We start from the raw sequence: 14,468 nt of genomic DNA, 5'->3' as shown, positions 1-14,468 counted from the left end.
AGTTAACCAGCCTAAGATGCTATATGCACTGTCTTAGGAGGGGCAATGAGATGCCCTCACCTTGAGGCTTGAACAAAACAGAAATGGACTGCGTTCGTACAAGCACTCAAGAATCCCACCCGTCAAACCGAAAGGTTCGGGCTTGCGGCTTTAGCCGTGGGAGTCTCAAAAGAATGATTATTGTTGCATTTGGAAGTTATGCAGCGATCCTTGAATCAGATGGAACGTTGACAGTAATGGAAAAATCAAAACAGAAACGTCTTGAAGAAGATGATTTTTTCCTATAAAAAGATACCCTTATAGTACATGTGACTTGCAGGCTCTCTGCTCTACAGTCAATATGTGTATTATAAGGGAGTTTTTTTATTCTTTAACTGGAAGAACAATTAGTTCTTTAGTAGTCTGGGTAAAAGGATCAGCTCCTTTATCAGTTACAACCAGACAGTCTTCAATTCGAATGCCTGCCGTTCCTTCTATATATACGCCAGGTTCGATAGAAAAGCACATGCCGGTCTGTATTGGGATGGTGACTCCTGGGGCAATATTAGGAAATTCATGGACAGATCGCCCCAGGCCATGACCCAGGCGATGAGTAAAATAGTCGCCATAACCTGATTCAGTAATGATCTGTCTTGCCGCAGCATCCAATTCTCCTGCTGTAATGCCCGGCCGTACAGCTGCCTGAGCTGTTTTTTGAGCGTTAAGCACAATGGAGTATAGCTCTTTAAGCTTAGGTGAAGGGTCCCCGTAACTGACCGTGCGTGTCACGTCACTGGTGTACCCATTATAGACCACACCGAGATCAAAGAGCACAAGTTCACCGGCCTGAAGCTTTCGATCTCCAGGAGTGCCGTGCGGGCTGGCAGCGTGATCGCCAAACAGCACCATCGTATCAAAGCTCATCTCTTTAACACCCAATTTTTTCATCTCATACTCAATGACAGCAACGACTTCTTGTTCAGTTATGCCTGTGGATAGGGCGTCCATGCCGACACGCAGGGCTTCATCAGCCAGATAACCAGCCTCTTTCATTATAAGAATCTCTTCACCGGATTTAATTACTTTCATGTTCTGAAGGTATGATGTGACAGACTTGAATGAAGCATCAGGGAAGAGTGACATCAACTGATGATAGCGGTCTACTACAAGATAATCTGATTCGATGCCGATTGTGTTAAATAATCCGTCCTCTGCAACATTCTCTTTCAGGATCGCCCAAGGGTTGTCCTCATCCTTATAGCCAGTCACTATATCAACGGCACCATAGGAGCGGGCTTCAGATTCTTCCAGTTTTGGTACAAGTAATTGAGTGGAGTCAGCCGTGATTAGTAGAGCCAGTACGCGCTCATGAGGATTACTGTAGAAACCAGTAAGATGGGCGATAGTATCCGGATTGTCAATATATACAAAAGACAAGGTCTGATCAATCATATATTTTTTAAATGCGTCAAGTGGGTTCATAATTATCCATCCTTTTAAATTAATCGTGGTTTTAGTGTACCAAAAACTTCTCTTTTAGAATAGAAAATGATAGAATGATTATGAATAAAGCCTTTTCTGAAAAAGTTTTAGAAAATTTCATGAAAATTTATCGATTTAATTGAAAAAGGTTACATTTCCTGTTATTCTGTTAACAGAAGTATGCGCTCACAAGATTTTTATTCTATATATGTTAAAGGAGATTAAATAATGGATAAGCAAACAATTACGATTTATGATGTGGCACGTGAAGCCGGAGTATCCATGGCTACGGTGTCACGCGTAGTCAACGGTAACCCGAATGTCAAACCTACTACCCGAAAGAAAGTTCTGGACGTCATTGACAGACTGGACTATCGTCCTAATGCCGTAGCAAGAGGGCTCGCAAGCAAGAAGACAACTACGGTTGGAGTCATCATTCCAGATGTCACAAATTTGTATTTCTCTTCTCTGGCACGAGGCATCGATGATATTGCAACGATGTACAAGTACAACATTATTCTTGCAAACTCAGATGAAAATGAACAGAAAGAAGTTCAGGTGCTCAACACACTGTTGGCCAAACAAGTTGACGGTGTGATCTTCATGGGTAACAAAATTACAGAAGAACTTAGAGCTGAGTTTTCCCGTTCCCGCACACCGGTCGTACTGGCAGGTACTGTTGACCCGGATGAACAAGTAGGCAGTGTCAATATTGATTACGAAACAGCTACTGAAGATAGCGTAGATATGCTGGTAGGAAACGGACACAGCAAGATCGCATTTATTTCCGAAAGCCACGATGAGCCAATTAACGGACAATATCGTCTGAACGGATATAAAAAAGCTCTTGAAAAAGCGTCCATCTCTTATAACGAAGATCTAGTTCTTCAATCTGAATACACCTACAAAGTAGGCGAAGCAGTATTTGAACAACTTAAAAAAGCTGGCGCTACCGCAGCAGTAGTCTCTGATGACGAACTGGCAGTCGGAATTCTTAATGCTGCCCTTGATAGAGGGGTATCAATTCCTGAAGATTTTGAGCTTATCACATCTAACAACTCAAAACTAACAGCAATGACCCGTCCGCAGATGAGCACCGTCGTTCAGCCATTGTATGATATTGGTGCTGTAGCGATGCGTCTATTGACTAAATTGATGAATAAAGAAGAGATTGACGAAAAGACTGTCAAACTTCCATATACGATAGATGCTAAAGGAACAACTAAATAAAAGGTGATAAAGGACAGCTGTACTGGCTGTCCTTTTTTTGCGCTAACAATGCATTTTTAATTAAGGCCATCATAATCATATGGAAAAGGTAAATTAAAAAACAGCTGCTGACCAGTTAAGGTGAGCAGCTGTTTCAATTAGAATTTATTCTTCTTCGTCATCTGTATTATCATCGTCATCATCATTTTTGTCAGACGGTGGTGTGGCTTCAGAGTTGACGTTGCCGTTACCGTTAGATGATCCATTGTCATTTGAGTCGTCATTATCATCAGACGACTCATTTCCGCTGCTCGATCCGTTATTTCCATTGGATGAGGCATTATCATTCCCGTTGCCATTACCGTTTCCGTTAGAAGATTCTTCTTCATCGTCTTCATCGTCTTCAGGTTCCGGCTCAGATTCTGGTTCAGGTTCAGGTGCTTCAGATGACTCGTCGCCATTGGACTCGTCATCTGAAGCAGCATCGTCTTCTGTTTCTTCATCGTCTTCATCGTCTTCATCGTCATCATCATCATCATCGTCGTCGGAAGATAATGCACGACCCCAGAATTCTTCCAATTCCTCATCTGTTGCTCCGATTGCAAAGTCATAAACTGTGGTTCCAGGAACGTTATCTGACTTGAACAGTTCAGTATGTGTATTACCAGAGTAGTTGAATGTCGATCCGTCAGGGGCTTCAACTTCACCGGCTTTCATACCAGTATCTACTATGACAGAATCTTCAGTTACACCATCAGGACGAGCATGGGTTTCGCCCACACCAAGAATATCCGGATTAACCGCATGGACAGCATTCATAATGCGTGCCCACATGTCTCGGTTACGTCTGCTTGGATGGAGACCAAAGTCATCTCTTAATGAGAGCTCGTTTGTTCCATACCCCATCCATGTTCCAAATGATACGCTTGGGGTACTGCCGATATACCAGACGTCGTGACGATCCTGAGTAGTTCCTGTTTTTGATACCCAGTCTGAAGAAAAATTCAGCTGATCAATGGTTCCTTGTGCAGTCCCATCAGTATGAACTCCTCGTAGCATATCGATTAGCAGATAATTGGAAGCCGGGCTCCATACTTCAGTCTGTTCCACTTCATGTTCATAAATAATTTCACCTGCACTGTTTTCGATGCGTTCAATCATGTAGGCGTCTGCATGCTGACCGTTATTTCCAATAGTTGAAAATGCGCTGATCAGGCCGACAGGAGAGGGGCCATCAGGTCCACCGATAGAAAACGAAGGGAAACTGATTGTTTCAGGCGCAACATCGTCAGCAGTAATTCCCATATTTCTAATGTAACTTTCCAGATCGACGTCTTCCTTCATTAATTCAGCATGAATTTTAAAGGCAGCCAAGTTTTTTGAATCCTCAAGAGATTCTCTGGCAGTCAGCCACTCATTAGTTGTGGCTCCAACGTTTGTCGGAGTGTAATAATTCCATTCTCCAGTAGCTGGATTCCACTCATCTCTTATTTCAACCTCTGTATCAGGTATGATAGTAGCGGGATTAAGAAGGTTAGCGTCAATAGCCGGTCCGTATACTGCGAGCGGTTTTATGACTGACCCTGGACTTCTGTTCATCTGAAATGCATTGTTAAATTGACTTAGTTCATAATCTCTTCCACCGATAAATCCGATGATTCGTCCGGTATCATTATCAATCAATGATCCGCCATATTGAACAGGAAGAGTAGTGGACTGAGTATTCCCGTCTGCATCTTCCCATGTGTAAGTCTGTTCAGCTCCTAGCTGATCCTGATACTCTCTTACGGTTTCTTCCATTGCATGGTGAACATCACGGTCAATCGTTGTATGAATTTGGTAACCGCCATTTCTAATCTCAGAACGAATCTGTTCTTCATACTCACTTAATAGATCAGGATTTTCTTCCAGTTCTTCATTCGTAATACCGTCACGTTCGAGTGCCTGAACAACTAGAATACGACGGGCTTCAAATTCTGCACGGTCATAAACATAAGACAAATCTTCATAATCGATTTCTTCACGATTTAAAAAGTCCTGTGTCAGATCGTATTCTAAAGCTTCCTGATACTCATCGTAAGTGATGAGCCCTACACGGTACATTCTGAACAGTACTTCTCGCTGTCTGCGCAAGCCAAGTTCCTGATCTTCCTTGATGGCACCAGTGTTTGTATAAGGACTGAAGACGTTTGGACGCTGAGGCAGTCCAGCTAAAAATGCGGCTTGAGGAAGGGTCACTTCTGATGCAGGAACTCCAAAGATCCCTTGAGCGGCTTCTTCAACACCCGCAATATTCTGGCCTTTATTGTTTCTGCCGAACGGGGATACATTCAGGTAGGCTTCCAGAATTTCTTCTTTATCCATATAATTCTCGATGCGCATGGCAAGAAGAATCTCATTAGCTTTACGCTCATGCGAAACTTCCCCGCCAATGATCTGTTGTTTGATCAGCTGTTGTGTTATAGTCGATCCACCAGTAGAGGCACCAGACTCTGTCAGATCCTGAACGAGGGCACGGGCGATAGCTTTAGGAACGATTCCTTCATGATCGAAGAAGTACTCATCTTCCGTTGCTATAATCGCGTCAACTAGAAGTGGAGACATCTGTTCCAGTTCAACTGGTGTCCTCATGAGATCCGCTCTCAGATCACTGATCACTTCTCCACCTGCATAATACATTGTTGATGTTTCGTTAAAATCGTAAATCTGCTGGACCATCACTTCATGGTCAGGAATGTCAGTTCCACTGACCAGTGAAACGAAATATCCGACTGCCGCTCCAGCTACTAGTGAACCTCCTACAAGAAGTATGACAACCAGCATAATAATAAGGGACTTGACGACCCGATAAAAAATATCAAAATAATAGACAACATTCTCGAAACGTGAGGGTTCATTCGTTTCTTCTGTCTGTCTTTGCTTCTTTTCTTCAGAACGCTTCATTATGAACTCCTTTAAGTTTGATTTAATAGTCGTGTAGCTTGCTATATTATAGCAAAATAAGGGTAGAAATAAAATAATTGAGGAGATAAAGCACATATAAATGAGTGGACTGTGACAGAATTGTTAAGTACCTGCAAGAAAAAATCCTTTACGAAAATAGGAATCATTTTACGTAAAGGATTAATGGTTAGACTGTTTCAGGTAGAGTTTCTCCGATTTTTTCTAATCGTTCGACCACTTCTTCTCTGCTTAGGTGATGCTCTTTGACGTAACGGTTTTCCGGTGAAACACGGCAGTCATGAGAACAGCCTCTTAAATACTTGTGCTCATTTTCTTCGGAAGTAATGAACTGACGGTTACAGAATGGGTTGCCGCAATTAACGTAACGTTCACACGGTGTACCGTCAAACCAGTCTTTAGCGATAACAGTATGTTCCTTGCGGTTGATGTCCACACTGATGCGGCCATCGAAAACATACATTTTTCCGTCCCACAGTTCACCCTGAGTCTCAGGGTGCGTACCGTAGTTATGAATCCCACCATGAAGTTGAGCAACATCTTCGAACCCTTCTTTAAGAAGCCAACCACTCAATTTCTCGCAACGTACCCCTCCCGTACAGTAGGTAACGATGCGTTTGTCCATAAATTTTTCTTTGTTTTTCCTGATCCATTCCGGAAGTTCTCTGAAGGATCGGATTTCAGGACGTACAGCACCTCGGAAATGACCCAGATCGTACTCATAATCGTTTCTCGCATCAAGAACGATTGTATTCTCATCTTCCAGCGCTTGTCTGAATTCAGTAGGTTCTAGATATTGCCCAGTAATTTCATTCGGATCGAGGTCGTCTTCACCCAAACTTAGAGAGACGATTTCGGGACGATAACGGACATGCATTTTCTTGAATGCATGCCCCTCCGCAGGATCCATTTTGAAGAACAGGTCATTGAAGCGCTCGTCAGATTTTACAGCTTCCATATAAGCATCAGTCTGCTCGACTGTACCGGAGACAGTTCCGTTAATTCCTTCTTCCGAAACGAGAATGCGCCCTTTTAGCCCGATATCATTACATAAAGCCAGGTGCTCGGTTCTGAATTGTTCAGGGTTGTCTATTTTTACATATTTGTAGTAAAGCAATACACGATAATCACTCATTTAATTTCCTCCTGTTGCTGGGTATGATCTAGTCCATTCTTATGGAATCACTAAAAAGTATAGTCGTTTCGCTTACAAAATGCAAGTAGTCTCAGGGAGTATAGCCATTTCGAATGTAAAATTGACATCTAAGTGTAATATACTTGAAATTTAAACATCTCGACATAATGTTATACTTTATCCAATAAATTAAAACGCTGACATCTAAAAACTATGAATTGACGATTAATGGAGGGGCTTTTGTTGATCAAGAAACTTATACTGTCAACTTTATCAAGTGCACTATTACTTAGTACATTTTCTGCTGTACCGAGTGTATCAGCAGACGATTTTAACGATGCAATTGATGAACAAAGATCAATCATTGAAGAGACCGACAATCAGGTACATAACCTTGAAGAAACAATCAGTTCTCTTCAGGAACAGGTACGCAATGCAGAAGACGAGTTAAAGACTCTCGATCGTGATATCACTGCCAATGAAGATAAAATCAATGAAGTAGTTGAGCGACTGGAAGCAGCTCATGCTGAAATGAAAGAGCTTCAGGAGGAGATTGCTGAACTCGAAGACATTATTTCCAAGCGAACTGAACAGCTGGAAAGTCAGGCCAGAAAAATCCAGGTCGATGGACAGACGACCAGCTATATCGAATTTATCATAGAGGCTGAATCACTAACGGATATCATCGGCCGAATTGATATTGTGTCCAGTCTCGTGTCATCTAACCGTAAACTGGTTCGAGCACAGGTAAGAGACATGGAAGCAGTTGCCGAGAAGCAGGAACGGACTGAACAGACGATCGTTCAACAGAATGCACTGGGTGCTGAACTTGAAGTCATTTCTCAGGACCTCGAACAGCAGAGACTTGAAAAAGAAGTGCTCGTTGCACAGATTGCAGCAGAAAGAGCCACCGCACAGTCTGACAGAGATCGTTATCTTTCGCAGAGAGCTGAAGCAGAACAAGCTGTTTCTCAACTGATTGTAGCACGTGAGGAAGCTGCACAGGCGGCTCGTGAAGCTGATGAACAAAGACGAGCAGAAGCAGAACAGAGTGAACAGGAAGAAAGAGAAGCTGTAGCACGTGCTGAAGAGCAGGCAGCTGAAGAAGAGGCTCAAGTCTCATTATCATCTTCTCAAGCTTCTCAAACTTCTGAGCCTGAATCATCCAGCTCAGAAACTCCTGCACCATCTAATTCAGATAGAAACCAATCATCTTCCGGAAATAACGGAGGTTCCGCATCAAATACTGAATCATCTAACAACAATAATTCTGGAAACAACTCTGGTAATAACTCAGGAAGTAATTCAGTTAACAATGGTGGTGGAAATGGAACAGGTGGAAGTTCAAATGAATCATCCAACAAGCCTGCACCAGCTCCTGCTCCAAGCGGAGGAACAAGCTGGGCAACACTTCAGCCACATGCAACTAGATTGCTGGGAACAAGATACCAGCTGGGAGGAAGTACGGCAAGTGCCCTTGACTGTTCCGGATTTACATCTCTTGTTTTTAGACAAGTAGGCATTTCACTGCCACGTACAGCAGCTGGACAGTATGCCTCTTCAAGAAAGATATCCAGAAGTGACGCGCAACCTGGCGATTTGATTTTCTTCTCTGAAAATGGATCTACAATTTCTCACGTAGGGATATATGTTGGCGGCGGACGCTTTATCGGTTCTCAGACTAGTACGGGTGTCGCGTATACCAACGCTCACACTGGCTACTGGGGTGCTCGATTTGTAGGATACGGAAGATATTAATAGCAAACTCAAAAAGGGACATGCCTGAACGGGCATGTCCCTTTTTGAGTTTATAGCCAGATTTTCCCCCTCAAGTAGTGAACAAGCAACTGATATTGATCCAAGATTCAGCTCTCAGTAATCTCAGCATATTTTTGTAGACCTGCACCCTTTATATATTTGGCTAGGACAGACTTGAGGCTGCATTATAACCTGAGTGGGTTCCAAGACGAATCTTGCGACATACTGAAGCGGACCTTGCACTATGACTTTGATCTGAGAGTCGAATTACCTTCAACTTACAAGCCTCCACATTGTCATTCCATCACTTATACATAATGAAAAAGCAATGAGCGCCCGTCCTGATAATAACGGTGACTCATTGCTCTTTTGTATTCAGATCTTATATTACCCGAACTTTGTCCTGATTTATGCGCTAGACTAAAACAAATCTGACATCAATAAAAATTGACAACTAACTTAAATATAGGAGTCGGTCAGAGTCATGTACTCATCGATATCTGCCAAAACTTCATCAATTGCGGCCTGCCAGAAATCAGGTTGTGTCAAGTCGACGTTCAAGTGTTTTTCAGCCAGATCTTCAGTCGTCATGCTGGCCGTGTCTCTAAGCAGTTCACGGTAGTCATCTTCAAAGGCCGATTCCTGATTCTTCGCATGAGAATAGATCCCCAGGCTGAACAGGAAACCGAATGTATACGGGAAGTTATAGAACGGCACTCCAGTTATGTGGAAATGCAGTTTACTTGCCCAGAACATTGGGTGATAGGTGTCTAGCGCGTTCTGGAATGCTTCTTTTTGAGCATCTTCCATCAGCTGGCTCAGTTCCTTCTCGTCAAGCAGCCCCTTCTGTCTCTGTTCGTAAAAACGTGTTTCAAACAGGTAACGGCTATGAATATTCATGAACATGACAGCAGCACGTGAGATTCTGCTGTCCAGAAGAGCGATTTTTTCTTCAATAGACTCAGCTGCCTCGACTGTCGCACTCGAGATAACCATTTCACAGAATGTTGATGCAGTTTCCGCTACATTCATTGCATAGCGACGGTTCAGATGAGGCAGATCCCTCATAACATGACTATGGTAGGCGTGGCCCAGTTCATGAGCAAGAGTGGATACATTGTTAGCGGAACCGGAAAAAGTCATGAACACTCGGGATTCGCCACTCATAGGCAAGTTGGAACAGTAGGCACCAGGGCGCTTACCATCTCGATCTTCGGCTTCCACCCAGTTCTGTTCAAATGCAGTTTCAGCCAGTTCTTTCATCTCCTGACTGAAAGAAGCAAAGTGATCGACGACGAGAGACTGAGCTTCTTCAAATGAATAAGATTTAGGCTCGAAGTCCCCTAAAGAAATAGGGGCGGTCACGTCTGCCCAGTTGAGCTTGTCTTTGCCCATCAGCTTGGCCTTGCGATTAAGGAAGTCTACCACTTTAGGTTTGTTTTCGGTAATCGTATCCCACATCATATCCAAGGTATCCTTTTTCAGACGGTTGTATTCCAGAGCAGGATCAAGGAAATGGTCTTCTCCTCTGAGCTCATAGGTCTGTAGTCGGAACCCTGCCAGATGATTTAAAGTATCAGCAAACAGTGGCGCCTTGGCGTGCCAGGTCAGCTCCCAGTTATCAAGCAGAGATTCTCGGACAGCAGGGTCCGGATCCCCTGATAACTTATTGGCTGCCTGACCGGCTGACAGAGTGGATAACTCTCCATCTTTTTTAAACGGCACACGTATACTGTTCACTAGAGACTGATAGACGTTCCCAAAGCCTTCCAGACCATCCAGTGAGAGCTGCTGTATGATGCGTTCTTCTTTTTCAGATAAAAGCTTTTTACCTTTTTCTCTTTTTTCATTCAGATTGAAGGAACTCTGTTTAAGTCCTTCATGAGCAATCAGTTCAGTCCATTGATCTTCAGGAACAGCTTTCAGCTTTTTCATAAATAAAGTCTCTACATCGCTCATCTCACTACCGAGACGGCTGAGTTCATTAACGCGTTTGGCCGCCTTGGAATCATTCACGTTGGCAGAAAGGATGCCTCTTGAAAATGTTGATGCTTCTGATAAGTTGTCATAAGCAGTCTGGCGCTTGTCCAGAAAATCGAGCAGCTCAGCAGTATGAGAATTGGCCTGCTCAGCCGACCAGTTTATAATCAGTTTTTTAGCTTCTGAAATCGTCTCTCTGATGCCGTCAATAAACTGACTCAGTTCCTCAGAATCACTTCCCCCTTTAAAAATCCGTTCCATATCCCAGTTCAATTGTGTTTGCATACAGTCTCCCCCTTAGTTGATTGGTATCATTGTATCGTTTTTCCCTTTTCATATAAAGGGACATCAGTTAGAATAATAGTATTGACTAATGGGGTGTGTAAAAATATGAGAAAAAAAACAAGGACTGCAGATAACATCTATCTTCTTTCTGCCTTTGCTGTGATGGCTATTTTGTACTACAGTTCCTCTATGAGCTATCAGGAGCAGACGGTCCAGCCAATTCTTAATCAATGGCTTGAAAATGAACCGTTCAGAGGGCTGCTGGAGCGTATGGCATTCATGTATGCAGGCAGTGAAGTCAGTATCGAAGCTAGTGGTTATGTTGGATTCTTAGAGTTTTTCCTTAGAAAAGGGGCCCATTTCATTTCTTATTTCTTTTTAGGCCTGTTCTGGTACTTAGGATTAAGAAACAGAGTGGACAATCCGTACTTAACTGTACTGCTGGCTGTGATGCTGTCGATAGGCTATGCGTCATTTGATGAATTAAGGCAGTCCTTTCATCCAAACCGGACAGCGTTGATGGAAGATGTCATTCTGGATACTGCAGGAGCTGTGACTGGGGTCATTTCCGGCCTGCTGTCCACTAAACCACGCAGAAGGCGATCGCGTGTCAAAGCCTGATTCAACGGACTGACTAAAGACGGCAATGAAAGCGCAACCTGACCACCTTGAATGACAAAAGATTTTTGGTATAATAACAAAGGACAAACACTAAGATCAGGAAAGAGGAAATAGAATGGCAGGACATTCCAAGTGGAAAAATATTCAGCATCGTAAAGGTGCACAAGATGCAAAAAAAGGAAAGATTTTCCAGAAATTGTCAAAAGAAATCTATCAGGCAGCAAAAGACGGCGGTACTGATCCCGATACGAATGCTGCATTGAGACTGGCTGTAGACAAAGCGAAGGCAAACAATATGCCTAACGACAATGTCGACCGCGCAATCAAGCGTGCCACTGATTCAGGTCAGGGAGCTGACTATAAAGAAGTGCTGTATGAAGGATACGGACCAAGCGGAATTGCTGTTCTGGTTTACGCCCTAACTGATAACCTTAACCGCTCAAGCACAAATATTCGAGTGGCATTCGACCGTAATGGCGGATCAATGGGAGAAAAAGGAACGGTCAACTATATGTTCGACCGCAAAGGCTATATTGCAATCAGCAGAGAAAATCTCGATATCGATGAAGACGACATGCTGATGCACGTACTGGAAGCTGGCGGAGAAGATCTGGAAACGTCCGACGATGTCTTTGAAATCTATACCGAAGCAACGGAATTCGCTCAAGTACGGGATGCACTGAAAGAAGCAGGATTCGAGCTGGACCAGTCGGAACTAACGATGATTCCACAGACTACTGTACCTGTTCCTGAGGAAAAAGTCAGTGTGTTTGAAAAACTGATCGATGCTCTTGAAGATGATGATGACGTAAGCGAAGTTTACCATAATGCAGACATTTAAAATAATTTCACTTAATAGGCACTGGACAGAAAAATTGTCCAATGTCTATTTTTTTTCGTCACTTTTAGGATAAAAGAACAATATATATAGTAGACAGAAAAATTTTATGGAGGGGTGGTAAAAACTGGATACCGAATTATTCGCACAGCATCTTCTGACAGTAGCTGATTCTTACCGAACGAGTGATATACATGTTCTGCCGGAACAGAAACACTATGATATCTATTTCCGGTTGAATGGACAGATGGACAAACAATTCTATCTGGATAGAGAAGAAGGGGGACGGCTCATATCGTTATTTAAATACTTGTCGAATATGGATGTCGGCGAGAAAAGGCGACCTCAAAGCGGATCGATGACATTTCAGCTCGAAAAGAAAGCCATTGACCTGAGATTCTCCACGATCAGTAACTACCAGAGTCAGGAGTCTCTGGTAATCAGGCTTTTAAAGCAGAAAGAAACAGACGTGTCAGAGATCGGGACATTCTTTCAGTATGAATGGCAGCAGCTGAAAAAACTGGCCGATGCCAAATCGGGTCTCCTTCTCTTTTCAGGTCCTGTGGATTCAGGCAAGACGACCACGATGTATCATCTGGTTAAAAACAGGATAAGAGGTGAAAAACAGCAGGTGATTACAGTAGAAGATCCCGTTGAGATTGAAGAAGTCTCCTTCTTGCAGACACAGGTCAATGAGACGGCGGGCGTATCATATGAACACTTGCTGAAAAGTTCTCTCAGACATCACCCGGATGTGATCATCGTTGGAGAAATAAGGGATGAAGAAACGGCACGAATGGTCATTCGAGGCGCCCTGACTGGTCACCTGATTGTGGCATCGATCCATGCCAAAAACTGCACAGGGGTCATATCCAGGCTGATGGAACTGGGAATCAGTCGGCCATTGCTCCAGCAGACACTGATAGGGATATCTTTCCAGACGCTGCTTCCACTTTACTGTCCCTTGTGTGAAACAAACTGTCGAACCTTCTGTACCCATTATCCCAGAGATCAGAAACGTGCCGCTTTATTCGAAGTCAGAACTGGGGAAGCACTCAAAAGGAGTTTGGTGGAGTCGGGAGAAAAGAAATCCCGTGAAGATGCGCAACGTTCATTTAATCATTTACTGGAAAAGGTGACTGCCTATGGCTATATTTCGAAACAGACCTGCGACCGCTACCTCATTCCTGAGCACTAGGTTCCTTTACCTCCAGGGTCGCTTTCTGTCGCGACTTGGAAGACTTCTGGGAGAAGGGTTTTCCATGAAAGAGGCACTGGACTTCCTGAGAACACTCGAAAAAAAGGAAGCGGCAGGATGGGCAGACACGATCAGACAGGAAATACTTGAAGGAGGAGAACTGTCAGCTGGAGTCAGACGATGCGGCTTTCCCGAATCGGTGAGCACACAGATTCACTTTGCTTTGTATCATGGACACCTGCATGAAGCCATATCGCATGCGGGGCAGCAGCTGATGAAACGAGCAGAGCGCAAACGAAAGCTACTTAGCATTATTCAGTACCCGCTGATGCTGACAGGCTTTATTGTAGTCATGTTGTTTATGATGCGGTACATTCTCATCCCTCATATTGAACAGATTACTTCATTCCAGTCAGAGGTCATGCCGTTGAGCACGCGCCTGATTGTTATGCTGGTCTACCGGACACCCGAGGGCCTGGCACTGTCTGCTGGTCTGATCACAACAGCAATTCTCATATTTAAAAAAGCGAACAGCAGGAAAAGTGAAGTCGAGAAACTGAATACACTCACCAGATGGAGCCGCTCCACATTATTCACGCTTTACTGGAGCCAGTATTTTGCTTACGAGTGGGGCCAGCTGATCAAGGGAAGCTGCAGTCTCCTTGAAGTCATCACAATTATGAAAGGAGAGCAGAGCTCGAAGCTGGTCAAGGATATAGGGAAGCGAATCGAGAGTGAAATGCTTAAGGGTCTGTCTTTTTCTGAATCTCTAACCCCCTATCATTTTTTAAACGAAGAATTGAAGGAAGTGATTCGTCAGGGTGAGCTTTCCGGAAAACTTGGCCATGAACTGACAATGTTTGCCCACAGCTGTGAAGAGGATTTTGACCGGAAGACAGAACAGCTGATGGCTCTAATCCAGCCCATTGTTTTTGTAGGTGTTGCATTAGTCATTGTTGCGATTTATGCCGCTCTGCTGCTGCCCACATTTACTGTTATGGATACATTTTAAAGGAGGAAAA

Annotated in this window: 10 protein-coding genes; 6 read left to right on the top strand and 4 right to left on the bottom strand. The window is 43.6% G+C overall.

Annotated elements, in window-relative coordinates:
* Positions 1 to 363: 363 nt before the first annotated feature.
* Positions 364 to 1,461 (bottom strand): M24 family metallopeptidase, encoded by a 1,098-nt coding sequence (locus ACYQ2O_RS00895; protein WP_346025580.1) that lies wholly within the window; start codon positions 1,459 to 1,461, stop codon positions 364 to 366.
* 228 nt (positions 1,462 to 1,689) lie between these two features.
* On the opposite strand from ACYQ2O_RS00895, the gene ccpA reads away from it, so the two are divergent.
* The gene (gene ccpA, locus ACYQ2O_RS00890; RefSeq protein ID WP_346025579.1) at positions 1,690 to 2,691 is read left to right on the top strand and encodes a catabolite control protein A; all 1,002 of its coding nucleotides are present in this window, start codon (positions 1,690 to 1,692) and stop codon (positions 2,689 to 2,691) included.
* Between the two features lie 144 nt (positions 2,692 to 2,835).
* On the opposite strand, the gene ACYQ2O_RS00885 is transcribed toward ccpA, so the two are convergent.
* Together ACYQ2O_RS00885 and trhO are read right to left on the bottom strand one after the other, a co-directional pair.
* On the bottom strand, positions 2,836 to 5,613 hold the full coding sequence (locus ACYQ2O_RS00885) for a transglycosylase domain-containing protein (RefSeq protein ID WP_346025578.1): 2,778 nt from the start codon (positions 5,611 to 5,613) through the stop codon (positions 2,836 to 2,838).
* Between the two features lie 187 nt (positions 5,614 to 5,800).
* On the bottom strand, positions 5,801 to 6,766 hold the full coding sequence (gene trhO / locus ACYQ2O_RS00880) for an oxygen-dependent tRNA uridine(34) hydroxylase TrhO (RefSeq protein ID WP_346025577.1): 966 nt from the start codon (positions 6,764 to 6,766) through the stop codon (positions 5,801 to 5,803).
* A gap of 243 nt (positions 6,767 to 7,009) precedes the next feature.
* Here trhO and ACYQ2O_RS00875 point away from each other — a divergent pair, with 243 nt between their 5' ends.
* On the top strand, positions 7,010 to 8,524 hold the full coding sequence (locus ACYQ2O_RS00875) for a C40 family peptidase (RefSeq protein WP_459795822.1): 1,515 nt from the start codon (positions 7,010 to 7,012) through the stop codon (positions 8,522 to 8,524).
* Between the two features lie 459 nt (positions 8,525 to 8,983).
* Here the strand turns inward: ACYQ2O_RS00875 and ACYQ2O_RS00870 are convergent, their stop codons facing one another.
* On the bottom strand, positions 8,984 to 10,789 hold the full coding sequence (locus ACYQ2O_RS00870) for a M3 family oligoendopeptidase (RefSeq protein WP_459795821.1): 1,806 nt from the start codon (positions 10,787 to 10,789) through the stop codon (positions 8,984 to 8,986).
* Between the two features lie 105 nt (positions 10,790 to 10,894).
* On the opposite strand from ACYQ2O_RS00870, the gene ACYQ2O_RS00865 reads away from it, so the two are divergent.
* The 4 genes from ACYQ2O_RS00865 to comGB all read left to right on the top strand — a co-directional run bounded on the left by ACYQ2O_RS00865 (position 10,895) and on the right by comGB (position 14,458).
* Positions 10,895 to 11,410 carry a VanZ family protein gene (locus tag ACYQ2O_RS00865; protein ID WP_459795820.1) on the top strand — a complete coding sequence of 172 codons (516 nt, stop codon included), beginning with the start codon at positions 10,895 to 10,897 and terminating at the stop codon, positions 11,408 to 11,410.
* A gap of 115 nt (positions 11,411 to 11,525) precedes the next feature.
* Entirely contained in the window at positions 11,526 to 12,251 is a 726-nt protein-coding gene (locus ACYQ2O_RS00860) for a YebC/PmpR family DNA-binding transcriptional regulator (protein ID WP_346025573.1), read from the top strand.
* A 124-nt stretch (positions 12,252 to 12,375) separates the two neighbouring features.
* Entirely contained in the window at positions 12,376 to 13,446 is a 1,071-nt protein-coding gene (gene comGA / locus ACYQ2O_RS00855; protein ID WP_346025584.1) for a competence type IV pilus ATPase ComGA, read from the top strand.
* On the top strand, positions 13,394 to 14,458 hold the full coding sequence (gene comGB, locus ACYQ2O_RS00850) for a competence type IV pilus assembly protein ComGB (RefSeq protein ID WP_346025572.1): 1,065 nt from the start codon (positions 13,394 to 13,396) through the stop codon (positions 14,456 to 14,458). Before comGA ends, comGB begins: the two co-directional genes overlap by 53 nt.
* Positions 14,459 to 14,468: the final 10 nt, after the last annotated feature.

The sequence above is a fragment of the Alkalibacterium sp. m-11 genome, assembly GCF_054658155.1.
Note: the sequence above shows the minus strand (reverse complement) of the source record. Positions and strands in the feature narration are given on the sequence as shown.

What these genes read in the sequence shown, in the direction of transcription:
- ccpA (WP_346025579.1), top strand. Translation starts at nt 1,690, where the DNA reads ATGGATAAGCAAACAATTACGATTTATGATGTGGCACGTGAAGCCGGA.
- ACYQ2O_RS00860 (WP_346025573.1), top strand. Translation starts at nt 11,526, where the DNA reads ATGGCAGGACATTCCAAGTGGAAAAATATTCAGCATCGTAAAGGTGCA.
- trhO (WP_346025577.1), bottom strand. Translation starts at nt 6,766, where the DNA reads ATGAGTGATTATCGTGTATTGCTTTACTACAAATATGTAAAAATAGAC.
- ACYQ2O_RS00865 (WP_459795820.1), top strand. Translation starts at nt 10,895, where the DNA reads ATGAGAAAAAAAACAAGGACTGCAGATAACATCTATCTTCTTTCTGCC.
- ACYQ2O_RS00895 (WP_346025580.1), bottom strand. Translation starts at nt 1,461, where the DNA reads ATGAACCCACTTGACGCATTTAAAAAATATATGATTGATCAGACCTTG.
- ACYQ2O_RS00870 (WP_459795821.1), bottom strand. Translation starts at nt 10,789, where the DNA reads ATGCAAACACAATTGAACTGGGATATGGAACGGATTTTTAAAGGGGGA.
- ACYQ2O_RS00885 (WP_346025578.1), bottom strand. Translation starts at nt 5,613, where the DNA reads ATGAAGCGTTCTGAAGAAAAGAAGCAAAGACAGACAGAAGAAACGAAT.
- comGB (WP_346025572.1), top strand. Translation starts at nt 13,394, where the DNA reads ATGGCTATATTTCGAAACAGACCTGCGACCGCTACCTCATTCCTGAGC.